Raw genomic sequence first — 23,162 nt, 5'->3', positions numbered from 1 at the left:
ATAAATAGTTTTAAGCTGTTAAACAGGCAAGGCAGCCAATTTTTATTTAACGACAGAGTATTGCCTGCTATTTAATTAAACGATTAATAAAATACTAGCCTAGTATATTCACCTTAATTGATTTTATAAATAAGCATAAGCGGCACAGTAAATCCCATAAATGGTATTTAAAGGTGGGTATTTGGTTTGTAAGTAGTAAAATAGCACCCATTAGCGGGTAGATTTGTGAAAATATGGATAGCTTACGTTTGCACTGCCAGTTACTTATACGTTCACGTAATACGTAAACAAGTAGTTTTCAATTAAAAATTAGCCCCGCAGTGCCAATTGTAGGTCGGATAAGCGAAGCGCCATCCGACACAGTAAAATATCTTGCCAATTTATTATCAGCATTTTATGTTGTCGAATGGCTGGAAAGTGCCATAAGCAGCCCTTCAAGCCGTTAACCTGAAACTCTGTTGGGTGGCGCCTTCGGCTTAACCAACCTACCTTTTGACGGTACGGTACGGGGTAGGTCGGATAAGTGGCGAAGCCACGCCATCCGACAAAAATGATGAGTTTACTAGAAACAGCCAGACTTACCGCGTTGCCAGTTACTTATACGTTCATTTAATACGCAAACAAGCAGTTTTCAATTAAAAATTAGCCCCGCAGTGCCAATTGTAGGTCGGATAAGCGAAGCGCGCCCTCCGACACAGTAAAATATCTTGCCAATTATTATCAACATTTTAAGTTGTCGAGTGGCTGGAAAGTGTCAATTATAGTCTTTGAACCTTGATAATCTATACTTTGAATTGTTGAGGTTATGTGTTCTTTGCTTCCGAATATTGTGCCAACGCTTGTTAGACGGATTAATCCGTATTTTTAGCAAATGCAAATACCGGCTGGACCTATAAGTTGTAAACTTTAAAGATTCGATGTAGTGTTCAATACATTAAACTTACAAATGCAGACAACCCTTGATTAAATACGGATTTTTCCGCCAAATAAGCGTTAACTGTGATTCACCTTTACATTAAATAAGGAAATTAAAATGAAAATTAAAGCAAGTTTAATAGCGCTATCTTTGTTGGCTTCTGTATCGTGTTTTGCTGCTGAGACCTACCAAGTATCTACGTCAGTATATGCAAATGGTGAATTAATTGCGTCACCTGTCATGGTGGTCGAAGCGGATAAAATGGCATCAATCACTATTGGTAATGACTTTAGCTATAACCTTACTGTTAAGCCGAACCGAGATGAAACTGTTGGTATTATTACTGCTGTTACCGTTGGCAATGACACAGTAACCCCGTCATTCACGGTCGCCTACGGCAAAGAAGCTACAATGGAAATTGGCTCTCAAAAACTGACGTTACTGGTTAGTAAATTTGGTAGCTAATAAGCCGCGTCTTTCGTGGCCTGAGGCCCCTAAGAAGCTCACAAGTTCGCGCGCATGAGCGGAGGGTTTGGCACCGCTAGTGTTTAAGCTATTTCCGCTACAAATGGAGTAGATATGATAAAAACCTTTGCACTCGCAACAATTATACTTCTAATTGCCACGTTGCCTGCCATGGCATCAGATAGATTTATAAAAAAATTAACACTTCCTTCTGGCCAAACAGTTGTAATTTCAGAGGGGGAATTCGAGACTAGATCCATAGGCAGTTTTAGTATTCGATTGTACCAAACTGCTCCTGCAGGTGATGAAACGACTTTTTTCATTAGTGGGCTTATCAATGCTCGAGATGGATTCGTAGAGAAGGCAACACTTAGTGATATAGATAGTGACAAGAAGCCAGAGGTCATTGTGGTCATTCGCTCTGTGGGGACTGGTCGCTACCTTTCTGCTTATGCATTCGAAATAATCAATGACCAGAGGATGAACTTAATCTCTCAAGTTGAGGGTCTTCAAGCTGAAGCAAACCCAATCTCGGCTCTAAAGAGGTTAAAGCCCAGAAATACCTAACAAATCACTTAACCGGGCGTGCTACGCTAACGCTTCGCGCACCAGTTAGTCAGGCGTTAACGTCTTATGCTGCCACCTAAAAAATTAAGCTTTAAAACGCAGTAAGCGCATATAAAATGCGCTTACTGGGAGTAATTTACTTTAAGCTAACTTTTAAAGTTAGTGCCTAAAGCTTGATACTAACGCGGGTATACCTGGCAGCATGCCTACCATGGCCATTACGCTGGTTAGTAGTACAAACATGACCAGTGGAATGATCCAGCGGCTCATGCGGGTGAGTTCTTTACTTCTTTCTTTACAGCCAATAAAGCCTAAGTTGTCTAGCAATATGGTGAGTGACCAACCAAATGCTGGGTTAACTAAGCTTGAAGCAAATACTACAATAGCAGCTGATTGGGTGGTTTTACCTACGCGGGTCATTTCCATGCCGGCTTCTAGTAGTGGAATAAATACCCCTACTATTAGCGCTACACATAGCACTGGTTGCCAAATTGCAAGGTCCATAGGGTAGCCCCATACGCCGGCAATAATACAAAATAGTGCGGTTAAAATAGCGCCTGCTGGTATTGGGCGTTTAGCAATGGCTGCTGGCACTATGTAAGTGCCCCACGATGATGCAAAGTTAGCGCCGCCCAGTAGCGAGCCAAAGGTTTGCCTAACTGATGCGCTAAGCATGGTGTCGTCTATGTTCATTTGTACTTTTTCGGTACGTTTTGGGTAGCTTATTTTTTGAAATACCTGGTGACCTAAAAAGTCCGGCGACCACATAGCAACAGCAAGCACTGCAAATGGCAGTACTACTACAAAGCTTTCTAGAGTAGGTAGGCCTAACATCCAGCCGGTGTCTTCGCCCCACCAGTACATAGGGTCCATGTTTGGTAGCCCCGGTGCAGTATGAAACTCAAACGGTGCGCCTAATGCAAAGGCTATTGCGCCGCCTAAAATACAGCTAAGTGGTACGGCTAACCAACGCTTTTTAAAATGCTCTAACATGGCATATAAAATTATAGTGGAAAAAATAACAATAAAGGCAATGTGGGTCATATCGATGGCTTCGGCCCATGCAAACAGCTTTTTAACTTGCGAGGTTATGCCTATAAACCCTAGGTAGAGTAAAAGCCCGCCACATACGCCTTTACTGGTTAGTTTAGCCAGTAGGGTTCCGCCTTTACTTATTGCCAAAATTAAACCAAAGGCTGCTATGAGCAAGCCAAATGCCATAGGGTGGCCCCCTGCTGCAACTACAATTGGAATTAACGGAATTAAAGGACCATGAGTACCGGCTAAGTTAGCGGTAGGTAAAATAAAGCCTGAAAACAAAATAATAAAAAAGGCGACGATAAGTAATTCGTAACGCACGTTTTCTAAAACAAAAGCGTCGCTTAAACCCAGTGGGCTTGCAAACGTTGCGGCAATAGCGGCAACCATAACCACTTTACCTATGGTGGCAGCCATTGCAGGAATAGCGTCTTCAAATTCGAATCTGTAGTCTCTAAAGGGTAAGTTTGGGCGCCAGCGTTTAGGCTGCATAATTTGCAGTTCGTGTTCTAGGTATTCGTCTCGGCTATTAAACTCAGAGCTAGGCTTGTGTAGATTTTTATAGCTATTGGTAGCGGTTTGAGTATCCGCTCCTGGTTTGGCATCAGATGAAATATCATCTTGCGGCGTGGTATTCATGGCTTCTCCTGCAACATAGTTGCTCACTCAAAATAAAAATACAGCTTTGTTTAAAGCAAATAAAAATTGAGGCGGCAGGATAAAGCAGCTAGCAACAGATTACGATTAGTCAAAGGTCTTGTATGAAACTATTTAGTAACATTTATATACCTATAGCTGAATGTAGTATTTGATGTTAAATGTGATTTTTATTGTTTTTAAACAGATGGTTAGCTTATTTTTATAAAGGTTAAAGTGCAATGCGTTGTTTTTTAGCACTTACAGCAATAATAAAAATTAAAATAATTTTATCTGCATTTATATTATGTTGTTTAAGAAAATAGGGCATTTAGCCATGCTTTAGCTGATAATTTAACTAAAGTTTGGTTATTGATACAAAAATAACGCAGCAAAATAATAACGTGTGGCTTTGCATCTCTCTATAATTAGTGGGCTATTGCATGCGAGCTTAATTGCTTTAACAAGGATAAAAAACAGTTTACTGTTTTTGTTAGCGTTCATCAGATAGAATCCGCCTTATGATTTTTACTTGTTAAGTATTTTCAAAACCGTAACGTTTAAATAGCGAGACCTTCTTATCCTTTTAGAAAATGATACAAAACCAATGAATGATATAACGATAGCAACCCACAACGGTACTTTTCATGCAGATGATGTTTTTAGTGTAGCTGCACTTAAGTATATTTATCCTTCTTTTAAACTTATACGCACCCGTGATATGGAGCTTATAAGCAAAGCCGATGTTGTGATTGATGTAGGTGGCGAGCATAACCCAGAGACAGGCCGTTTTGATCACCACCAACGTGGCGGTGCCGGGGCGCGTGAAAATGGTATTCCTTTTTCTTCATTTGGTTTAATTTGGCAAAAATATGGCCTTGAAATATGCCAAGGCAGCCAAGAAACAGCCAATGCAATTGACTCTGGTTTAGTCTCTACTATTGATGCAATTGACTGCGGCCATGTTGAAGGCGTTGCTAAAGGCATTAGCCTTAGCCAAACTATTTCAATGTTTAACCCAACGTGGCAAGAAGAGAGTAACTTTGATGCCTGTTTTGATGAAGCGGTTGAGTTTGCATCGCGCATTTTAACTCGCTTTATAGCTGCGGCTAACGGTGGCATTAATGCAAAAGCAATTGTTGCTAAAGCGATTGAAAATGCAGCTGATCCACGCGTAATTGTGTTAGAGCAATACACACCGTGGAAAAAAACCGTGCATGCGCTTTCTGATAAAGCATTATATATGGTTTATCCTTCGCACTCTGGCCAGTGGATTGTGCAAACTGTACCGGTTGAGCCAGGATCGTTTGAAGACCGCAAGTCACTCCCAAAACCGTGGGCTGGTTTATCTGATAAAGAATTTCAGGACGAAACTGGGCTTGAAGATGCTGTTTTTTGTCATAACGGTTTATTTATTGCTGGCGCAAAGTCGTTTGCAAGTGCGATGAAAATGGCAGCAATGGCGCTAGAAGCTTAGTAATATAGGGCTTTAAAAGTGCTAGACGCTAAAATTAATATTTACGCGCATAAAAAAACGCTAGCAAGTTAAGCTAGCGTTTTTAATTATGCCTAAAGCCTAAAGCTTTATTCTTTAACCGCTATGGCTATTTCTACTTCATCAGCACTTTTGTAATATTCGTAGTCGCTGCTGTAGGTACGAGTAAAACGACAGTCGTCTGAGCTAAAGTATTGCCAAATTTCGCCCCACAGGTCGATTACCGCATCGGGCATTTCACCTGTCCCGTTAAATACTAAATAACTCCCTGCCTCGGTAGTTACTTTTACTGACTTTTGATCTCCAATCGATAAGTCGTCGCAACAGGCTATTACATCAAATTCACCGGTTACATCGCTTTCATAGTTAGTGTAAACACCATACGTTTTTGTATTTTTTGTTAGCTGTTGTCCATGCTTTTCACCAAATTTTTGCCAAAGCTCCGTTATTTTTGCAGTGCCAGAGTTCATTTCATCGGCGTTACACGTTCTTACCTTTAAACCAGTTAAAGTTATACTTGGGAGTTGCTTTACTTGCATTATGACCTTCCTTACTTCAATCACTTAGCTTTAACGTAACTATAACGTAACAGAAAAACCATTATGGACTGTAACTATTTATAAGTCCTTTAAATTATTTAATTTGAACTCTGGTTAAGGGATTTATTATTGCAGCAATTATAAACTCTCTTTTATTGTGCTAATTACTGTATGCATACGTTTTGCTAATGGCCTGTTGCGATGGTGGCACACGTAAATATTTTCACTTATAGGGTTTGCCAAATAATGAGTTTGTATAAGTTTAGGCTTATTAAACGCACTTATTGCATGCGCAGGTAACACAGTAAAGCCCAGGCCTAAGCTTACCGGCTCCAGTATTAAACTAATTTGATTAGAAAAACCGGTGTGTTTTATTTGCTCTAAATGTTCAAACTGCGGGTAGTTTTCGCTCAACAAAAGTTGCGCATGGTGTTTAGCGTCGGGGTGAGCAATAAAGCCAAGTTCACATAAAGCTTGCCATGTTGGGGTTTTAATATGTGCAGGGGTAACTAATAGTAACGGCTCTGTACCTATTTTATGGCTGGTTACTTCGCTAAGTGTGGGTGCTTGGGTTAAAAAACCAATGTCGGCATTATAGTTAGCTACAGCCTGCTCAACACTTATATTTGGCGCAAAGCGGTAGTCAATATTCAGCCCTTGGTGCTTTGTTTGCAAAGCTAATAACTGGCTATAAAACTGCAATCCACAACTACCAGGCGACTGTATTTTTACTTTACCGCTGTAAGGCGAGTCGTCTTTTAATTGCTGCTCTAAAAACTGCCACTCTTTAAGTAATAAACTGCCTTGTTGATATAGATTTTGCCCATGCACAGTAAGCGAAAACTGTTTGCCGTGTCTTTCTAGCAAAGCACAGTTAACGTGCTGCTCTAATTTTTTAATGTGTTGGCTTACACCCGACTGGGTCATGTGGAGGCGATCGGCTGTTTGCGTAAAGTGGTTTACCTCAACCAAAGTACAAAACGTATTTAACCATATGGGATTTATCATTACAAAATGTACTCAAAATGATGATTAATGATTATTTTACTTAATTTAATTGGCTTCGTAAACTAAACGCATTAACCAGTAACAAGATAAGCAGGAACATTATTATGAGTCATACCTATCCACGTAGTTTTTCGCATATTGGTATTTCGGTACCAAACGTTGAAAAAGCAGTAGAGTTTTATACCCAAGTTATGGGTTGGTACACTATTATGGAGCCAACCGAAATACTCGAAGACAAAAGCCCAATAGGCGAAATGTGTACTGAAGTGTTTGGTGAAAAATGGGAGAAATTTAAAATAGCGCACTTATCTACAGGCGATCGTATTGGTGTAGAAATTTTTGAATTTAAAAACCAAGAAAACCCAAAAGATAACTTTGAATATTGGAAAACCGGTATTTTTCATTTTTGTGTGCAAGACCCAGATGTTGAAGGCCTAGCAGAGCGTATTGTAGCCGCCGGTGGTAAAAAACGTATGGCCGAGCCACGTTATTACTACCCAGGTGAAAAACCATACCGCATGATCTACATGGAAGACCCGTTTGGTAATATCCTAGAAATATACAGCCACAGCTACGAACTTATTTATAGCGCCGGTGCATACTAAGTTAGTGTGTAGCTAGTATTTAAATATATAAAGGCTGCAGTAAGCTACTGCAGCTTTTTTATTGCCTAAAATTAAGTAGGCACCCACACTTATTATCCGAATTTAGGGTATTTGAACAAAGCCATTCTTAGTTGAATAGTCACTGGTTTTTAAGATGGGTGTCTACTTAATTGGGTTTTAGTTGGTTGCCTTAGCTGCTTCATTTGGGGCAGTACTGTAAACGCCCTTTACAGTATAAAAATAAAGCATAGCCAGTTATTGAGCATCACGTTAATATGGACAAAAATAACACGATAAGAATTATAAAATGTTAAACAAAACCAATGCACTTATTTACTTTTTGGCCTTTAGTAGTGGCTTTAGTATTATGGGAATTGAGCTATTAGGTGGGCGTATTTTAGCGCCGTTTTTTGGTAGTAGCGTACATATTTGGGGCAGTATAATTACGGTATTTATGCTGAGCCTATCGTTTGGTTATTTACTTGGCGGTAAATTGTCAATTAAGCGCCCTAGCCTAGCCAAGTACGGGAGTATTTTTTTACTGGCAAGCATTATGGTGTTGCCCATTGCGTTATTTGCTAACCCGATAATGGAATTTATTTTTACTCACATTGAAGACAGCCGCTATGGCTCGTTACTCGCCTCTACGGCATTATTTTTTGTTCCTACTATTATATTGGGCATGATCTCCCCTTACTCGGTTCGGCTTTTAGTTACCGACAGCGAACACAGCGGCCAAGTTGCTGGCGGGTTATATTTTGTAAGTACCTTGGGCAGCGCACTAGGCACTATTATTACCTCATTTTATATGGTGCTCGCGTTTGACGTAAATGCCATAATAATTGGTTTTGCCTTAACTTTAGCGGTATTAGGCTTACTAGCCATACTGGTAAATAAACTATTTTTAGCGGAGCGTCGTTATGCATAAAAGCAATTTTTACATGGTTTTATATGTGCTGATGTTATTAAGCTTGTTGTTTTCACACTTAAGTGTGGCTAAAACAATACATAGCGAGCGCTCGCTTTATCGTAATATATTAGTGGAAGAAACCGGTAATTTACGCTGTTTAAAGTTTGATGAAAAATCTAGCCAAAGTAGTCAAAGTTGCATGTATATTAACGAGCCAAAAAAGTTAGTTTTTAATTACACTAAATTGGTGTTTTCAAGCTTGTTGCTAATAGAAAATCCTAAAAAAGTACTTATTATTGGTTTAGGCGGTGGCACTTTGTCTAACACCATTTCAGAGCTTTACCCTAAGGCAATAATCGAAAATATTGAAATAGATCCTGCGGTAATTAAAGTGGCCCGCGATTACTTTAATTTTAAAGAAAGTACTAAGGTAACGGCAAAAGTACAAGACGGTCGTATTTTTATAAAACGTGCGGCGCTTAAAAAACAGCAGTTTGATTGGATAATTTTAGATGCATTTAATGGCGACTACATTCCCGAACATTTACTAACTAAAGAGTTTTTTGAAGAGTTAAAAAGTGTGCTTGCGAGTGACGGCGTTATTGCGGCCAATACGTTTTCATCGAGCAAACTGTACGAGCACGAGTCGGCCACTTATAACGCTGTTTTTGGCGACTTTATTAACGTTAGCCGAAAAAACCACAGTAATCGTATTATTTTAGCCGGCAATAAAAGTACCCTTACCCAAGCGCATATAAATAAACGCGTAAGTGAGTTAACCCCTCTGCTATTGCCTTACGGTGTAAATATTAAAGCTATTAGCCAAATGCTGCACTTTACAAAAAATAATCACGATTGGCCTGAAAATACAAAAGTCCTTACCGATCAATACTCCCCTGCTAACCTACTCAACTTTTAGCCTAGGGCGTGTTTGGTATTTATGTGTGGTTACCGCCTTTTTATGGGAGTAACCACACTACACAGGCTCTGCCTTACCTAAAACCAAATATAACGCTGCAAATTAAATCTTAAAAGATCAACAACCCCTAGTGTTTTAGCGGCTAAACCTTTACTAAACCCTAGCTAAATATTTACTTAGCATGCTAACTAATGGTAAAGTGCTTAGCATGCTAAGTAGTTAGAGGTTGAAATGTCTAAACTGGTTCCTTTTCATGAAACACTCGATTTAACCTTGTGTGGCAGTATGGGTCGAGTGCATAGATTATGCCGAGAAGTTGTTACAGTTGCCGTTGAGCCGCTAGGCTTAACTCAATCGCGTTGGATTGCTTTGGTGCATATAAATATGCTTAAAGAAGGGGTAACTCAACAAGCGTTGGCGCATAGTTTAGGCATAGAAATGCCGTCGCTTACGCGTACCCTTAAGCAACTCGAAGAGCTTACTCTTATTACCCGTCAAGTTGATAAGCACGATAAGCGCAGTAAAAAAATTTATTTTACAGAGCAAGGCCGCAATATATTAAAGGCGGTAGAGGCACAGATCACTGATATTAAAAATCAGCTTTATAATGGACTAAACGATGAGCAGTTAGATGCAATGGCTCATGGTTTAATTAAAATGGAAGACAACGCAAAAAATTATATTAAATATCACAGTTCTAATAAGGTTAACAATGACACCTGATCAAAAATTTGCGCGCTATGTGAGGCTTTCACTCGTTGGATTCATTTTAGTGTTTTTATACTATGTTATAGCCGATATTTGGCTGCCAGTAACGCCACAAGCGCGTGTTTACCACCCAGTAGTACAAATCTCACCGCAAATAAGTGGCCGTGTTACTAAGGTGTTAGTTAGCAATAACCAACCGGTAAAGGCTGGCGATATATTGTTTGAGATAGATCAAAGTACTTACTTACTGGCTGTTGAACAAGCTAAACTAACCCTCGATGATGCCAAATTACAAAATAAACGCCTTGATACGAATGTTAAAGCGCTTGAGGCACAAATTAGTGCAGCTAAAGCAAAACAACATGAGCAAAGCTTATTAAAAAGTAGAGGCGAAAAGCTCTATAAGCAAAACTCTATATCGGAACAAGAGCTGGAGAGTATTCGGGCTAATTTTGCTGCAAGTAAATCAAACGTAGCGGCTTTTGAAGCGCAATTAGCCGAAGCTGTTTTAGCGCGTGGCACATCAGGGGAGGATAACTTAGCGCTGCGCCATGGAGCGAATCAGTTAGCGCAAGCTGAGCTTAACTTATCGTACACACAAGTACGTGCTTTAAGCGATGGTGTGGTTGCCAACTTGCAATTACTTGACGGTGCTTATGCTCTTAGTGGCCAACCTTTGTTAGCTATTGTGGCTAAAAAGGCTGATTTAGTAGCCGACTTTCGTGAAAAATCACTGCTTAATATGCACCCAGGTAGTTTAGCAAAAGTGGTTTTTGATAGCCGCCCCGGTGAAGTATACGACGCAAAAATTAGTACCTTTGAAGCGGGTGTAAGCGATGGCCAATTAAGTGCCAATGGCTTGCTAAGCACTACCGAAACCAGTAACCGTTGGGTACGCGACGCACAGCGCCAACGTATTCATTTGCAGTTATTAAAAAACGATCAAGCGCTAATTGCTAATATGCCTAGTGGCGCGCGTGCTACGGTGCAACTACTTCCTGAGTCAAAATTTGGACAATGGTTAGGCGCATCACAAATACGTTTTATTAGCTGGTTACATTATATTTATTAGTGGAGGCAAAATGAGTCAAAAAATTAGCCAGTCTCCACAACTTGACTCTAACGGCCTACGCCAAGCGCTGCGTATTGCCGGCGGATGCACGTTAGGGTTTGCTATTAGTAAATTAATGAACTGGCCAAATGGGATTTTTTTTACTGTTTACCCCATGTTGCTATTAGGTTTAGTGCCAACGTTAAATAAATCTGTGGTTAGGCAGTTTTTTGCCAGTGCCGCATTTAGCGCGCTTGTTGTGCTTATATTGCAGGGGTTATTTTCGCACTTGCCGGTACTTATGGTACTGATTGTATTTGCCTGCTTTTGTATTTTATTTTACCAAATGAGTAGCGGAAGTGGCTTTTTATTTGGTGCCTTAGGTGCGGTTAGTTTATCGATTCAATTACACTTTGCCAGCTATGTAACTGGTAGTAGCAGTATTTATCCGCTTATTTTAAGTAACGGTATAGCCATTATTTTAACTGTAGTAATTGCAGCATTGATGCATGGTTTATTTCCCGATGTTACTGCGCGCCCTGGGCGTGCAGTGCCAACAAAAGATAAAGCAAGTATTCGTCACGAAGTGCTGTTGTGCTCAAGCGTGGCTTCGTTATCGTTTATTGTTTTTCAGGCACTGGATTTACAAGACTCTATTTCGGCGCAGGCGGCATCTATTTTAATTTTATTTTCGTTATGTTGGAAAGCCGCAGGCATAGCCAGTTGGCAGCGTATAATTGGCACGCTTATAGGCTGTAATGCCGCACTTTTGTCGCAGCTATTTTTATACACCCATACCGACTTTTTACTGTTTCCTGTTATTGTGTTGTGGATTTTATCGTTTATATTTAGTCGTTTTCATATTTTAGGTGGGGGGCCGCCGGGCATTGGCTTTGGTGTTTTAACCACGTTTGGTATTTTATTTGGGCAGTCGTTAGCCCCGGGGCAAGACTTGATTTACAGTGCGCTGTATAGGTTTAGCTCTGTGACAGTGGCTGTTGTTATTAGCTTAAGTGCGGTATATGCGATGCATAGATTATTAAATAAATTTAATACTACACGCCATCATACCTACGATTAGCGTTAACATCGATGCTGATTTTGGGTTACAAGTGCTGAGCTTGCAGCCCACTTCCCTTTCTTCTTTAAAGCGCAGCGCCTCATCCCTTTTTTGTGAATAATTTACTTAATGGGCTATTACACAAAAAACAGACGCATATAAAATAGATATCAGAAAAAGAAGAAGTCTTATATCAAGAAAATATTCGGGCTTCGCCCGCGCGTCAGCAAGCTTAACGCCTTACTTTTAAAGCTTAATATTGCCGCGTAACGCTTTGGTTTGGCCGTGTTTGGTTTTTTTATCCATGCGTTTACGCTGCGAATTACGGCTCGGTTTAGTGGCTCTGCGGGCTTTATTTACTTTAGTTGCGCTAATAATTAGATCTTTTAAGCGTTTAAATGCATCTTCGCGATTAAGCTCTTGTGTGCGGTGGCTTTGCGCTTTTATTATTAATACGCCGTCTTTGGTTATGCGGCTGTCGTTTAGTGCAAGTAAACGTTCTTTATAAAAGTCGGGTAATTTAGAGCGGTTAATATCAAAACGAAGATGGATAGCGCTGGCTACTTTATTAACGTTTTGTCCACCGGCACCTTGCGAGCGAACTGCGGTTAATTCGACTTCCCATTCATCAATGGTCACGGTATTTGAAATAGTTAACATTAGACTCAGCTAGTTTTTATAAAAATCTAGTATACCATTTGTAATTAACTATACCCAAATCAAGGTAAGCAGCTATTAATTGGCGTAAATTTAACCCTTAACGGTTAAGTAGCCCTTTAGGTTGTAACCTAAAGGCGCGGGAGTATATACTCAGTTATCTTGTGTTTATTATAGTGTTTTATGTCTTTATCTACTTTTGCCCCAGTAACCACGATTGATGATCAAAAAAAGCTTTGTGTTTTATTAAGTTTACTTTTAAGTTCTTCATCTTACAGCTATCAAAATTCGCCTCAGCTGTTTTCTAAACTGCTATTTAATCATTTTATAAACGGGTATTCGTTTTCACTCGCCGAAGTAAAAAAAATTACCCGCGAGTTAGAAGAACAATCACTGGTTTGGGAGCAACCGTTTAGGCAAAATCATAAACTTTCTATTGATGCCATCGTATATGCAATTGTAAGTTTGTTAGAGTACTGCCCTGGCTTAATTAAAAGCTTTTTAACGCAAATAACCACCATATACCGCTTTAACGACAGTGCTTTAATGTTTATGTTTGAGCTATTTAATAGCATTGAGAAAAGTGAAGGCTCGCCGTTAGCGTCATCTGCAGAGCCTGAAATTGATCATCACTTTATTAATTTACTAGCACAATCAAAATACAGTAAGCAGCTGTGGTTAGCTTTACCCGCGCAGTGGCAACAAATATGTTTAGAGCATTTTATTCGCGGTGAATTTTTTAATCTAACTGCTGAGCATTCATGGCCATCAATAGTACAAAATACCGCAACCACTATTGAGCCAAGTAAGCGAATTTACCTAAACGAAAGCTTAGCTACGCTGCTGCAACAACCTGACTATAATGAATTACTCATTGATAAGTCGCACAGTAACTTAGTAATATTTAGTCAGGCTAATAGCCTTGCCATTGACGGCACTCATTTAGAATTATCGCTGCAACAATTTAAAACGGGGTTAACGCTTTATCGTAAAACCTTTGTTAAGGGTAGCTATCCGTGTGAAATAAGCGGTTTACTATATATGGTGTGTTTATATGCCAGTGGTACTGAAGCCGATTTAAAACAGCTAAAAACACATAAAAATTGGTATAACAAACAACTCGGCGAGCTCAGTAGCACAACGCAAGCCATTGAATTTTTGTTACTCGCACCCGAAAAAGTAATAAGTTTTGAGCAGCGCTTACTACACGATACGATTGCAAACCTACAGGCAAACCCAAATGCACTAGCGCCTCTTTTTTGCCTATTATTGGCTTTAATAAAGCACGGCAGCGAAGAGCAAATTAATGCCCTTAGAGATAACAGTAAACTGCTGAGCCAATTAATTCATTCAAGCCAACAGCATCAGCACTGGCTAGGTGAGCAGTGCACGCATTTAGCAAATTGGCTAACGCACGATACACCATTGCCAGATACCGGTTTATTACAGCATTTTAAACGCGTGCCACAATGGCAGCGTTGGTTAAATGAAGTAAGTAAAATAGATACTCCAACGCAAAATGAGCGCCTAGTTTGGCAGCTAGACCTTACCCATTTAGACCTGCCACTTATTCAAGCCAAAGTGCAAAAACACAACAGCAAAGGCGAATGGACTAAAGGCCGTAAAGTAAATATTTATGATCTTGACGATGCTCAATACCGACATTTACTTAGCCCAGCCGATCATAATTTAGTGCAAGTAATTAGTAATCATGCGGGCTTTGGTTACAGTGAAGTACAAGCAACCAGCGCGGTGTTGCAAGCGCTAATTAACTTCAAAGGGCTTGAAGACATTAAAGGTAATTTAGTTACGCTTAACAAAGGTGAGTTTATAATTGAAATTGGGCAAAATATTAACGACTGTTACCAATTAATTATACAGCCTAAAATTACCGACATAGACGGCGACTTTTTACTTACCCACAGCCACGCTAATAGTTACCAAGTATTTGTAGTAGACGACAAACAACACAAACTAAATAGCCTGCTTGCTCAGCAACCTAATAACTTAACAGAAGAAAAACTGCCACAACTTAATGCGGCATTAGAGGCCTTGTCGGAGGATCATTATATTAGCAGTAGCCGCAGCGAGTTTTCTGCGGTTAATAACGTGCGCCAAGGGCTTGTTGATTTAGCCGCAGTAATTAAGTTAACCCCAATGGGTATAGACGTTAACTTTTATACTATGCCATTTGGTGTTGACGGCCCATGGGTTGAGCCCGCAATAGGCGCAATAACCTTAGCCTATAGCGATAACGAGCAAGCCGATAACAGCGTTGTAAAACGTGATTTAAAAGCAGAAAAACGCGCTTTAAAAAACCTACTTAGTAATTTAGCTGGCGTATTTGCCGATCAAGAGCATCCGCAGTATAACAGCGCTCATCAGCAGTTTTATTTACCAGAAGATATTAGCCAAGCCATAATACAATTAGAAGCCGCGCAAAAAGACAACGCACTAGTATTAAGTTGGGATGAAAACGCCCAAGGTATGAAGGTTGCCAATAGTAAGCACCTTTCTCTTAATTTAAATGATGATAACGATTGGCTCAGTGTTAGTGGTAAATTATCGCTTCCCGATGGTCAAATTATTGCTTTACAAACACTACTTAAAGCCCCGCGTCGTGGCAGTATTATAGAATTTGACGAAAATAACTCGTTATTATTAGATCAGCGCCTAACTAACTTATTAAATCGTTTAGAGGGCATGCAAAGTAAAACTAAAAATGCCTCCGACGATCAACTTCGTATTGCTAATGCGCGCGCTCTTCCTTTGTATCACAGTGCTGCAGAACTGAGTGATGTTAGCTTTGGTGCAAACTGGCAACAGCGCTTAGCTAAATTTGAGCGCCCAAGTGAACCTGTATTGCCCGCGCATTTAGTTAATATATTACGCGACTACCAAGTGGTTGGCGTAAAATGGTTAATGCAACTGGCTAACTGGGGGTTAAATGCCTGCTTAGCCGATGATATGGGCTTAGGTAAAACGCTACAAACACTCAATGTATTACAAATGCGCAGTGCTTTAGGTGCCAGCTTAGTTATAGCGCCAAAATCGGTATGTCATAACTGGCAGGTAGAGGCCGCGCGATTTACCCCTACTCTTAATATTAAAACTATTGATAATGCAGCCGCAACTGATGAGGTGCTAGCCGGTGCTACCGCTAATGACCTAGTAATTGTTAGTTATGGCTTGTTACCTTTAATAGGGGATCAATTAGCTGCGTACGAATTTGCCAATATTGTACTAGACGAAGCACAAGCCATTAAAAATCCATTAAGCCTTCGCGCTAAAGCTGCTTTTGCACTTAATGGCCAGTTTAAAGTTGCGCTTTCGGGCACACCTATCGAAAATCATTTAGGTGAACTGTGGAGCCTATTTAACTTTTTAATGCCGGGTTTTTTACATTCATTAGCTGAGTTTAAAAAGCGCTTTGGTAATGCCGATAAAAACCAGCAGCAGGCTGATACGCTAAAAACATTAATTGCGCCGTTTATTTTACGCCGTAATAAAAAAACGGTACTGACCGAGTTACCCGATAAAACCGAAATAAACCTTACTTTTGCGCTCAGCGATAAAGAGCAAGCCCTTTACGAAGCCACTCGCTTAAACGCGCTTGAGCAAGCCAGCCAAGAAGACAGCCAATACATTACTATATTGGCGTCATTAACTAAATTGCGCCGCGCGTGTATTGCTCCGCAGTTATTAATTGAAAACAGTAAGTTACCTTCAAGCAAACTCGACACCGCCGAAGCAATAATTGAAGAATTACTTGAAAATGATCACCAAGCACTTATTTTTAGCCAGTTTGTTGATGTACTTAAATTAGTTGAACAGCGACTAAAAAAACGCGGTATAGCATATTGTTACCTTGATGGCAGCATGAGCAGCAATAAACGCAAGCAACAGGTTGATAAATTTCAGGCAGGTGAGGCGCCTTTATTTTTAATTAGTTTAAAAGCTGGCGGCACCGGGCTTAATTTAACTGCCGCCGACTATGTGCTGCACTTAGATCCTTGGTGGAACCCCGCGGTTGAGCAGCAAGCCTCCGACAGAGCGCACCGCTTAGGGCAAACACGCCCTGTAACCGTGTATCGTTTAATTGCGCAAAACACCATAGAAGAAAAAATACTGCAACTGCATGAGCACAAACAAGCCCTTGCCGACAAAGTGCTCAGCGGCAGCAGCAACACCGGGCAATTATCAAAAGATCAGTTATTGTCTTTGTTGCAAAATCAGTAAAAATAAAGCGTTTAGTACTAAGTGCGATTTAAAGTCGCACTTACAATAAACTTTAAACACAGCCATAGGTTTACTCGAAGTTGCTAAGCTTGCTGGCGCAATATTTTCAACGAAAATATAATTATTTAAATGTTTGCATTAGATACGCGCGGCAACAAGCTACTTGCCTACAATAATACCTCTGCTACGCGTTTTTTTAACTCTGGCAGTACCTCCTGTTCAAACCAAGGATTCTTTTTAAGCCAAATATTATTACGCGGGCTGGGGTGTGGTAGTACTAAATGGCTTGGCCAATAGTCACGCCACGATTTTACTAACTCAGTAAGCGGTAGCTTTTTAGTGTCGGGTAAATGATAAGCCTGAGCATACTTACCTAGCACAATAGTGAGCTGTAAATTAGGCAAGGCGGCTAAAAGCTGCGCACGCCAAGCTGGGGCACATTCTTTACGTGGTGGTAAATCGCCCGACTTGCCTTTACCCGGATAGCAAAACCCCATAGGTAAAATAGCAATGTTATTGGCATCATAAAACTGATCGTTAGTAAGCCCTAACCACTGCCTTAAGCGTTCACCGCTTTGATCGTTAAACGGTATACCGCTTTGGTGCACTTTTATACCGGGCGCTTGGCCTGCAATTAATATTCGGGCGTTAGGGTTAAATTGTATAACGGGGCGTGCTCCTAACGGTAATTGCGGCTCGCAGATCACGCATTTACTAACTTGAGCTACTAATTCATTCAATTCTATCTTGTTTGACTGTTTTTCACTCAAATCTAGGCCTCTATTCGTTATTTGTGGTATTGAGTTGGTAAAAAATCGGTTTATTTTAGCGTGCCTAACTACTAGTTAGTATAATAGTGATCTATTACTGGTTATGCACTTAACCTGTTATATAACCTAGTGTTTTTCAGCCCATACTGCAAACTCATTACCGCTTGGCTCGGTAAAATGAAACCTACAACCGCCAGGGAATTCAAAAATAGGCTTAATTACTTTACCGCCGTATAAGGTTACTTTTCTTTGTGTTGCATGAATATCGCTGCTGTAAAAAACCAATAGCGCCCCACCCTCTTCAGTACTCGATTTTAACGGCGATTGGTAAAACCCACCATTAAGCTCTTGCCCGCTAAATGCCGTGTAGTCAGGGCCGTAGTCGGTAAATTGCCAATTAAAAACTTGGCTAAAAAACGCTTTAGTTGCGGTTAAATTAGCGGCTGGAAACTCTACATAGTTTAGCTTTTCGTGATTATTCATCATTATTCTACTTACTATTTTTAAAGGGTAAATTAACCATAAACCTAAGTTAACTACCAAGCAAGGCGCTTAAGCGTATTTGGGAGCAATATTATACTAAGTTAAAGTTAATTTACGCATGCAAATAGGAATCACTATCTTTTGCATTCATAAACTATATAATAGCACTTTTATTTTTCGCCATATTTAAGGGATTGACTCATTATGCAGGCTTCATCACTTAGTTTAGGGTCAACTAAGCTGCTTTTATTAAAGCCGCTTTTGATATTTCAGCACATAAGCCATTTTAGTTATGCTTTTAAAGTGTGTTTACGCTTTTTAATTGCCATTGTCGGTGGCTACTTTTTTACTGCGGTGAGCTGTTCGCTACTGAGCGCTATTTTGCCACTAAATAAAGCGGATGCAGTTTTGATGAGCGTGTCGTTAAGTATTTTAATTTATACGCTGGTATTTATTTACGCTTTTTATGTTAAGTCATTAAAAACAGTATGGATCAGTATTTTACTAGCTACTGCAGCACAATTAAGTTTATTAGCACTAATAAAGGGTTGGGTATGAAGGATAGTTTTTTTCGTTCAATGACCTGGTTACATACCTGGGTTGGGTTATTAGTGTGTTGGTTACTTTATTTGATCTTTTTTTCTGGTACGTTGAGCTTTTTTAGAGACGAAATGAGTTTATGGAATCAGCCCGAAATTCATAATATTCAAGCACAAACTGATCGTATAAGTGCCCAAAAACAGCAAATAATTACAGGTTTTGATTACCTAAACGCTCAAGCAAGCAATGCTCCAAATTGGCGTATAACACTTCCTGAACAACGCGTACCTTACTTAACCTACGGCTTTGCAAAACCTAAAGAGCCGGGCCAGCGTAGAAGTAAATTTGAAGACACGCAATTAGATCCAAATACTATGCAGCCGCTTGCATCTTTTAGAGAAACCAAAGGCGGTAACTTTTTTTATCGCCTGCATTTTGATTTACATTACATAGATGTTATTACAGCGCGCTGGATTGTGTGTTTTGCAAGTTTATTTATGCTGATTGCCATTGTGTCGGGGGTGGTGATCCACAAGCGTATTTTTAAAGATATGTTTACCTTTAGGCGCAATAAAGGCAGCCGTACATGGCTCGACGCTCATAATATAAGCTCAGTATTAGCCCTGCCCTTTCATTTAATGATTACCTACACTGGGTTAATTACCTTAATCTTTATGCTGTTTCCTTACCCGGCAGAAACTAGTTACGACAAAGGTATGCGAGACTTTTTTAATGATGTTACCCCGCGTAATAATGTAACTGACAAAGCGCAGGGTGCAGCGCCTATGGTAAAAGTAAATAGCATTTTAGATCAACTTTATACTAAGTGGCCAAATGCTGATATTCGCCGTGTACAGGTAAGTAATCCTAATATGGCAGCATCAACTATCACTGTACTAGTTAGCCCACAAAAAGCATTTCGTGACCAAACGCCGCGGTTAATATTTAGTGGCGCCACAGGGGAGTTAGTAGCCCAAACCGATGAAGAACTAAGTGCAGGCAAAGCGCTTTATGAATCGTTAAACTCAATGCATACCGGGCGCTTAGCCGAACCATTACTTCGTTGGCTCTACTTTTTAGGAGGTATTGCGGGTTGTGTAATGATTGCCTCTGGCTGCATTATGTGGGCAAAACGTTTACGTGAGCGAATGAAAAAAAATGCTCACCCATCGTTTGGCTTAAAATTAGTAGAAGGATTAAACCTAACTACTTTAATGGGGCTTCCATTAGCTACCTGTGCGTTTTTTATTGCTAATAGAGTACTTAGCCTACAAGTTGCCGGGCGTGCTGATAAAGAAGTGTTGGCGTTCTTTTTAACCTGGCTTGTGGTGGCTATTGTAGCGCTTATAAAGCGTGATAGAGTGCAATGGCGAGTTATGGCGGCAATAAATGGTTTAGCCTGTTTAGCAGTGCCTGTAATTAATGCGCTAACAACTAACGGTAATATAGTTAGTTATTTAATAAATAAACAGTGGGCGTTATTCACCTTTGATGCGCTGTTTATACTCTCAGGCATATTGTTTTTTATACAAACCGAAAAATTACGTACTGCCAAGCCAACTACAAAAGCGATAAAAAAAAATACTAGTTCTGACTTAAAAGGACAAAAAGCATGATGGAGTTATTACAATTTAGCCTCTGTTTGCTGGCTTTTAACGCGTTTGCGTTGGCTAAATTTAATCATTTTAAAGATGTTTTTAAAAAACGGCCGACTAATTTGCAAAGAAAATACCTCCTAGTTACCGCTTGGATCAGTATTTTACTAAGTCTGCTCCTTTGTGTGAATGATCAAAGCGGGTATGGTGCGTTGCTTTTTTGTGGTTATATGTCGCTAAGTACTTTAATTATAATGGTTTTTTATAATTTTATAACTCAGCTTGTTAAAGTTTTTAGTGTGTTAAATTTGGTTGTAACAGCCTTAACTACTCTACTTTTAGTATTAAACTAGGCTAAGTTAGTAAAATACTGATCTGCTAATGTAGTTTTAAATAAGTAGTAAATAACTAAAATGGGAAGCTCATTGCTTGCCATTTTAGTTATTGCGAGCATTAAGTTTAAATAGTTATTACAATTGCTCTAGCGGTAAATATTTACTGTAAACCCCCTTTACATTTATTTTTGCTTAACCCAAATAATTTGCTCAGTTGCAAAGCCTAAGTCTTTAACTGTTTTTAAAAAGTGCTCTTTTAACTCATCGCCTACCTGTGGCGTACGTGATAAAAACCATAAGTAATCTTTGTTATAACTCGTTATAAATGCATATTGGTAATCAGCTTGCTCAAGTTCAAAAATAACGTAAGCCCCATAAAATGGACCAAAAAACGATACTTTAAAATGTCCTATGTCAGAATCCCCCACAAATTTTGCAAGGCCTTGAGCATTCTTCCATTGTTGTTCTTTAGTAATATAGCCCTTATTAATTACCTTTACAGTGCCATCGTCATTAATAGTATAGTTAGCAGTAACCTGCTCCATACCCTCTTCGAACGAATTATTTAGCCGTGCTATTTCGTACCATTTACCTTGATATTTTTGTAAGTCAAAGTTTTTAACCGCAGTGATCCCTTCTGGCGGACTAGTACATGCACTGAGTGAAAATAGTGTAATGGTGAGTAAAAAATATTTTATTTTGTTCATTTAAGCTCCTTTTTGAGTGGTTATTAATATTACGTAATAGCTATAATAAAGTTTGCTAGCCGATTAAAAAAAATTGCTATAGGATCAATTAAATACTAGAGCAATTTAAAGATTTAATCATGAAAATTTGGGTAGATGCAGACGCGTGTCCAGTGGTTATCAAAGAAATACTTTTTAGGGCCGCTGAGCGCACACAAACCGAAACCATATTAGTGGCTAATCATGCCATGCGTATCCCGCCATCAAAATATATTAGCCGCCTACAAGTGTCTTCGGGTTTTGATGTTGCTGATGACGAAATAGTAAAACGTATTGCTAAAGGTGACTTAGTGATCACCGGCGATATTCCACTGGCCAGTGAAGTAATAGACAACGGCGGGCAAGCACTCAATCCGCGTGGCGAGCTTTATACTACTGAGAATATTCGCTCAATACTTAATGTACGCGACTTTATGGATACCATGCGCTCGAGCGGCGTAGAAATGAGTGGCGGGCCGCCGCCGCTTAGCCAAACTGATCGCCAAAACTTTGCTAATAATCTCGATCGTATTTTAGCGCAAAATAAGGCAGGCTAATTTGAGCAAGCAGTTAATTGGTTTAGGTGACGAGCAATTTAACGTGGCGGTGTATGTAGCAAAGGCCCCGCCAATGCCCTACTTCGAAACGCTCAACAGCCTAGAGCCCGTTATTAATGAGCAAATAAATACTATAAACCAACATTGCGGTAATGGTTGGCGTAAAGTATTTAACGTATACGCTAAAGTATTGTTTGCTCTACCAAGCGAGCATTACTCATTTGCAAAACAAGCGCCTACTTGGCAGCAATATCGCGATGAATTTTTACTTCAAAAAAACAGTAAAACCGCCCTACTGTTTAGCGCGCCTAATCTAACTATTACTTCTGCAGATAAAGCTTCTAGCAATAAAAACCAACTGCACATAATTGCAGGGCGTACCCACGCTAAAAATTTACTCCAACACGGTAAATTACAAACGCAGTTTGATTGGCTCGATGACGAGTTTGCAATAGATGCTAATAATAATATTATTGTGTGCCCGTATTTCGACTACAGACAACTAAGTAATATAAAAATAGCGAGGCTTAGCGAGCTAGTCGCGCAGCTAAAAGTCACTAAATAACACATTGTAAGGAACGACCATGGCCGGAATTTTAGCTATAAACGAATTATTAAAATCAATGCAGCCTGTGCTTAAACAAGATGAGTATATATTTTGCTGTTTAGCAGGCTCACTTGCCGATTATGTTCATTTAAACCCACTGGCCACTTACGTTGAAGAAGAAGGGCTAACCCTTATTTTGAAAGCTGAAACTGCCGATAAAGCAGGAATTACTTACGAGGGAAAATATAGTTTAATTACTCTTAACGTACATTCCAGCCTTGAGGCTGTAGGCTTAACAGCGGCAGTATCTGCCAAACTGACAGAGCATGGCATTAGCGCTAATGTGGTAGCTGCGTTTTATCACGACCATATTTTTGTACAAGCAGATAAAGCCCACGCAGCGTTAAATGCGCTGAAAGAGATTGGTTAGACTAGCTTGGCTTTAAATGTTAAATGAGAGCTATTTTAAGTTGATATACAATGATCTGAGTGATGGTGGCATTCGTTCTTCGGGTGGCGCTTCGCTTAACTGACCTGCGTTTTGTAACTTTCTTATGTTAAAGCTTTTAAAAGCGACGCTAACAAATTCTTTAAGATGACACCCATCCTAATATTTGTAATATCAGCATGATTAACTAAGCTCTGGCTAGAATTCTTTAAACAGACACCCATCCTAATATTTGTAATATCAGTGTAATTAACTATGCTCTTTTTAGTGCAATAATTAAGCAGGGTGTCACATGGCTATCGCAAGAAAGCGTCAGGTAAGTTTGGTCGATACAAAATACTACCACTGT

At 39.7% G+C, this 23,162-nt stretch carries 23 protein-coding genes; 16 read left to right on the top strand and 7 right to left on the bottom strand.

Going from position 1 to position 23,162, the window contains the following annotated elements; translation table 11 throughout:
• The first annotated feature begins 1,033 nt into the window (after window positions 1–1,033).
• Both HC000_RS14085 and HC000_RS14080 read left to right on the top strand, forming a co-directional pair.
• A complete protein-coding gene (locus tag HC000_RS14085) occupies window positions 1,034–1,381 on the top strand; it encodes a hypothetical protein (protein WP_218911017.1) in 348 nt (115 codons plus the stop codon).
• Between the two features lie 114 nt (window positions 1,382–1,495).
• On the top strand, window positions 1,496–1,948 hold the full coding sequence (locus tag HC000_RS14080) for a PliI family lysozyme inhibitor of I-type lysozyme (protein ID WP_179807981.1): 453 nt from the start codon (window positions 1,496–1,498) through the stop codon (window positions 1,946–1,948).
• Between the two features lie 159 nt (window positions 1,949–2,107).
• Here the strand turns inward: HC000_RS14080 and HC000_RS14075 are convergent, their stop codons facing one another.
• Entirely contained in the window at window positions 2,108–3,625 is a 1,518-nt protein-coding gene (locus tag HC000_RS14075; protein WP_011329666.1) for a DUF3360 family protein, read from the bottom strand.
• A gap of 604 nt (window positions 3,626–4,229) precedes the next feature.
• Here HC000_RS14075 and HC000_RS14070 point away from each other — a divergent pair.
• A complete protein-coding gene (locus HC000_RS14070; protein WP_011329667.1) occupies window positions 4,230–5,099 on the top strand; it encodes an MYG1 family protein in 870 nt (289 codons plus the stop codon).
• 107 nt (window positions 5,100–5,206) lie between these two features.
• On the opposite strand, the gene HC000_RS14065 is transcribed toward HC000_RS14070, so the two are convergent.
• Both HC000_RS14065 and HC000_RS14060 read right to left on the bottom strand, forming a co-directional pair.
• On the bottom strand, window positions 5,207–5,656 hold the full coding sequence (locus tag HC000_RS14065) for a GyrI-like domain-containing protein (protein WP_011329668.1): 450 nt from the start codon (window positions 5,654–5,656) through the stop codon (window positions 5,207–5,209).
• 138 nt (window positions 5,657–5,794) lie between these two features.
• Window positions 5,795–6,664, bottom strand: coding sequence for a LysR family transcriptional regulator (locus HC000_RS14060; RefSeq protein WP_179807980.1), 870 nt, complete (start codon window positions 6,662–6,664; stop codon window positions 5,795–5,797).
• Between the two features lie 104 nt (window positions 6,665–6,768).
• On the opposite strand from HC000_RS14060, the gene HC000_RS14055 reads away from it, so the two are divergent.
• The 6 genes from HC000_RS14055 (at window position 6,769) to HC000_RS14030 (ending at window position 11,938) form a co-directional block, all read left to right on the top strand.
• Entirely contained in the window at window positions 6,769–7,269 is a 501-nt protein-coding gene (locus tag HC000_RS14055; protein WP_011329672.1) for a lactoylglutathione lyase family protein, read from the top strand.
• A 307-nt stretch (window positions 7,270–7,576) separates the two neighbouring features.
• Complete coding sequence (locus HC000_RS14050) at window positions 7,577–8,197, top strand: fused MFS/spermidine synthase (protein ID WP_089369011.1); 621 nt, start codon at window positions 7,577–7,579, stop codon at window positions 8,195–8,197.
• Between the two features lie 13 nt (window positions 8,198–8,210).
• Window positions 8,211–9,098 (top strand): fused MFS/spermidine synthase, encoded by an 888-nt coding sequence (locus HC000_RS14045; RefSeq protein WP_179807986.1) that lies wholly within the window; start codon window positions 8,211–8,213, stop codon window positions 9,096–9,098.
• Window positions 9,099–9,329: 231 nt separating this feature from the next.
• Complete coding sequence (locus HC000_RS14040; RefSeq protein ID WP_179807979.1) at window positions 9,330–9,821, top strand: MarR family transcriptional regulator; 492 nt, start codon at window positions 9,330–9,332, stop codon at window positions 9,819–9,821.
• On the top strand, window positions 9,811–10,878 hold the full coding sequence (locus HC000_RS14035) for an HlyD family secretion protein (RefSeq protein WP_179807978.1): 1,068 nt from the start codon (window positions 9,811–9,813) through the stop codon (window positions 10,876–10,878). The genes HC000_RS14040 and HC000_RS14035 overlap by 11 nt, the downstream gene beginning before the upstream one ends.
• Window positions 10,879–10,888: 10 nt before the next feature.
• Window positions 10,889–11,938: a DUF2955 domain-containing protein gene (locus tag HC000_RS14030; protein WP_179807977.1), complete on the top strand. Its 1,050-nt coding sequence runs from the start codon at window positions 10,889–10,891 to the stop codon at window positions 11,936–11,938.
• A 225-nt stretch (window positions 11,939–12,163) separates the two neighbouring features.
• Here the strand turns inward: HC000_RS14030 and arfB are convergent, their stop codons facing one another.
• Window positions 12,164–12,577 (bottom strand): alternative ribosome rescue aminoacyl-tRNA hydrolase ArfB, encoded by a 414-nt coding sequence (gene arfB, locus HC000_RS14025; protein ID WP_011329681.1) that lies wholly within the window; start codon window positions 12,575–12,577, stop codon window positions 12,164–12,166.
• A gap of 180 nt (window positions 12,578–12,757) precedes the next feature.
• On the opposite strand from arfB, the gene HC000_RS14020 reads away from it, so the two are divergent.
• Window positions 12,758–16,813 carry a DEAD/DEAH box helicase gene (locus HC000_RS14020; RefSeq protein ID WP_179807976.1) on the top strand — a complete coding sequence of 1,352 codons (4,056 nt, stop codon included), beginning with the start codon at window positions 12,758–12,760 and terminating at the stop codon, window positions 16,811–16,813.
• Between the two features lie 167 nt (window positions 16,814–16,980).
• On the opposite strand, the gene HC000_RS14015 is transcribed toward HC000_RS14020, so the two are convergent.
• Entirely contained in the window at window positions 16,981–17,559 is a 579-nt protein-coding gene (locus HC000_RS14015; protein ID WP_041454961.1) for a uracil-DNA glycosylase family protein, read from the bottom strand.
• A 150-nt stretch (window positions 17,560–17,709) separates the two neighbouring features.
• Window positions 17,710–18,066 carry a VOC family protein gene (locus HC000_RS14010; protein WP_011329684.1) on the bottom strand — a complete coding sequence of 119 codons (357 nt, stop codon included), beginning with the start codon at window positions 18,064–18,066 and terminating at the stop codon, window positions 17,710–17,712.
• Window positions 18,067–18,270: 204 nt separating this feature from the next.
• On the opposite strand from HC000_RS14010, the gene HC000_RS14005 reads away from it, so the two are divergent.
• The 3 genes from HC000_RS14005 to HC000_RS13995 are packed head-to-tail and all read left to right on the top strand — an operon-like array spanning window position 18,271 to window position 20,554.
• Window positions 18,271–18,624, top strand: coding sequence for a hypothetical protein (locus HC000_RS14005; RefSeq protein WP_086997219.1), 354 nt, complete (start codon window positions 18,271–18,273; stop codon window positions 18,622–18,624).
• The gene (locus HC000_RS14000) at window positions 18,621–20,222 is read left to right on the top strand and encodes a PepSY-associated TM helix domain-containing protein (RefSeq protein ID WP_179807975.1); all 1,602 of its coding nucleotides are present in this window, start codon (window positions 18,621–18,623) and stop codon (window positions 20,220–20,222) included. The genes HC000_RS14005 and HC000_RS14000 overlap by 4 nt, the downstream gene beginning before the upstream one ends.
• Entirely contained in the window at window positions 20,219–20,554 is a 336-nt protein-coding gene (locus HC000_RS13995) for a DUF3325 domain-containing protein (RefSeq protein WP_089369017.1), read from the top strand. The genes HC000_RS14000 and HC000_RS13995 overlap by 4 nt, the downstream gene beginning before the upstream one ends.
• Window positions 20,555–20,718: 164 nt before the next feature.
• On the opposite strand, the gene HC000_RS13990 is transcribed toward HC000_RS13995, so the two are convergent.
• Entirely contained in the window at window positions 20,719–21,243 is a 525-nt protein-coding gene (locus tag HC000_RS13990; protein WP_179807974.1) for a lipocalin family protein, read from the bottom strand.
• A 119-nt stretch (window positions 21,244–21,362) separates the two neighbouring features.
• On the opposite strand from HC000_RS13990, the gene HC000_RS13985 reads away from it, so the two are divergent.
• The 3 genes from HC000_RS13985 to HC000_RS13975 are packed head-to-tail and all read left to right on the top strand — an operon-like array spanning window position 21,363 to window position 22,795.
• Window positions 21,363–21,818, top strand: coding sequence for a YaiI/YqxD family protein (locus HC000_RS13985; RefSeq protein ID WP_011329688.1), 456 nt, complete (start codon window positions 21,363–21,365; stop codon window positions 21,816–21,818).
• A gap of 1 nt (window position 21,819) precedes the next feature.
• Window positions 21,820–22,383, top strand: coding sequence for a hypothetical protein (locus HC000_RS13980; protein ID WP_179807973.1), 564 nt, complete (start codon window positions 21,820–21,822; stop codon window positions 22,381–22,383).
• A 19-nt stretch (window positions 22,384–22,402) separates the two neighbouring features.
• Window positions 22,403–22,795, top strand: coding sequence for an ACT domain-containing protein (locus tag HC000_RS13975; RefSeq protein ID WP_179807972.1), 393 nt, complete (start codon window positions 22,403–22,405; stop codon window positions 22,793–22,795).
• Window positions 22,796–23,162: the final 367 nt, after the last annotated feature.

Source organism: Pseudoalteromonas sp. MIP2626, assembly GCF_013414205.1.
GTDB classification, from domain to species: Bacteria; Pseudomonadota; Gammaproteobacteria; order Enterobacterales; family Alteromonadaceae; genus Pseudoalteromonas; species Pseudoalteromonas nigrifaciens.
The sequence above is the reverse complement of the archived record's forward strand: the minus strand, read 5'-3'. Positions and strand labels throughout refer to the sequence as shown.

Excerpts from the sequence above, each read along its gene's own strand:
- HC000_RS14030 (WP_179807977.1), top strand. The coding sequence starts at position 10,889 with ATGAGTCAAAAAATTAGCCAGTCTCCACAACTTGACTCTAACGGCCTA.
- HC000_RS13990 (WP_179807974.1), bottom strand. The coding sequence starts at position 21,243 with ATGAACAAAATAAAATATTTTTTACTCACCATTACACTATTTTCACTC.
- HC000_RS14000 (WP_179807975.1), top strand. The coding sequence starts at position 18,621 with ATGAAGGATAGTTTTTTTCGTTCAATGACCTGGTTACATACCTGGGTT.
- HC000_RS14045 (WP_179807986.1), top strand. The coding sequence starts at position 8,211 with ATGGTTTTATATGTGCTGATGTTATTAAGCTTGTTGTTTTCACACTTA.
- HC000_RS14075 (WP_011329666.1), bottom strand. The coding sequence starts at position 3,625 with ATGAATACCACGCCGCAAGATGATATTTCATCTGATGCCAAACCAGGA.
- HC000_RS13985 (WP_011329688.1), top strand. The coding sequence starts at position 21,363 with ATGAAAATTTGGGTAGATGCAGACGCGTGTCCAGTGGTTATCAAAGAA.
- HC000_RS14005 (WP_086997219.1), top strand. The coding sequence starts at position 18,271 with ATGCAGGCTTCATCACTTAGTTTAGGGTCAACTAAGCTGCTTTTATTA.
- HC000_RS14080 (WP_179807981.1), top strand. The coding sequence starts at position 1,496 with ATGATAAAAACCTTTGCACTCGCAACAATTATACTTCTAATTGCCACG.
- HC000_RS14040 (WP_179807979.1), top strand. The coding sequence starts at position 9,330 with ATGTCTAAACTGGTTCCTTTTCATGAAACACTCGATTTAACCTTGTGT.
- arfB (WP_011329681.1), bottom strand. The coding sequence starts at position 12,577 with ATGTTAACTATTTCAAATACCGTGACCATTGATGAATGGGAAGTCGAA.
- HC000_RS14060 (WP_179807980.1), bottom strand. The coding sequence starts at position 6,664 with ATGATAAATCCCATATGGTTAAATACGTTTTGTACTTTGGTTGAGGTA.
- HC000_RS14055 (WP_011329672.1), top strand. The coding sequence starts at position 6,769 with ATGAGTCATACCTATCCACGTAGTTTTTCGCATATTGGTATTTCGGTA.
- HC000_RS14020 (WP_179807976.1), top strand. The coding sequence starts at position 12,758 with ATGTCTTTATCTACTTTTGCCCCAGTAACCACGATTGATGATCAAAAA.
- HC000_RS14065 (WP_011329668.1), bottom strand. The coding sequence starts at position 5,656 with ATGCAAGTAAAGCAACTCCCAAGTATAACTTTAACTGGTTTAAAGGTA.
- HC000_RS14070 (WP_011329667.1), top strand. The coding sequence starts at position 4,230 with ATGAATGATATAACGATAGCAACCCACAACGGTACTTTTCATGCAGAT.
- HC000_RS14085 (WP_218911017.1), top strand. The coding sequence starts at position 1,034 with ATGAAAATTAAAGCAAGTTTAATAGCGCTATCTTTGTTGGCTTCTGTA.
- HC000_RS13975 (WP_179807972.1), top strand. The coding sequence starts at position 22,403 with ATGGCCGGAATTTTAGCTATAAACGAATTATTAAAATCAATGCAGCCT.
- HC000_RS14035 (WP_179807978.1), top strand. The coding sequence starts at position 9,811 with ATGACACCTGATCAAAAATTTGCGCGCTATGTGAGGCTTTCACTCGTT.
- HC000_RS14050 (WP_089369011.1), top strand. The coding sequence starts at position 7,577 with ATGTTAAACAAAACCAATGCACTTATTTACTTTTTGGCCTTTAGTAGT.
- HC000_RS14010 (WP_011329684.1), bottom strand. The coding sequence starts at position 18,066 with ATGAATAATCACGAAAAGCTAAACTATGTAGAGTTTCCAGCCGCTAAT.
- HC000_RS13995 (WP_089369017.1), top strand. The coding sequence starts at position 20,219 with ATGATGGAGTTATTACAATTTAGCCTCTGTTTGCTGGCTTTTAACGCG.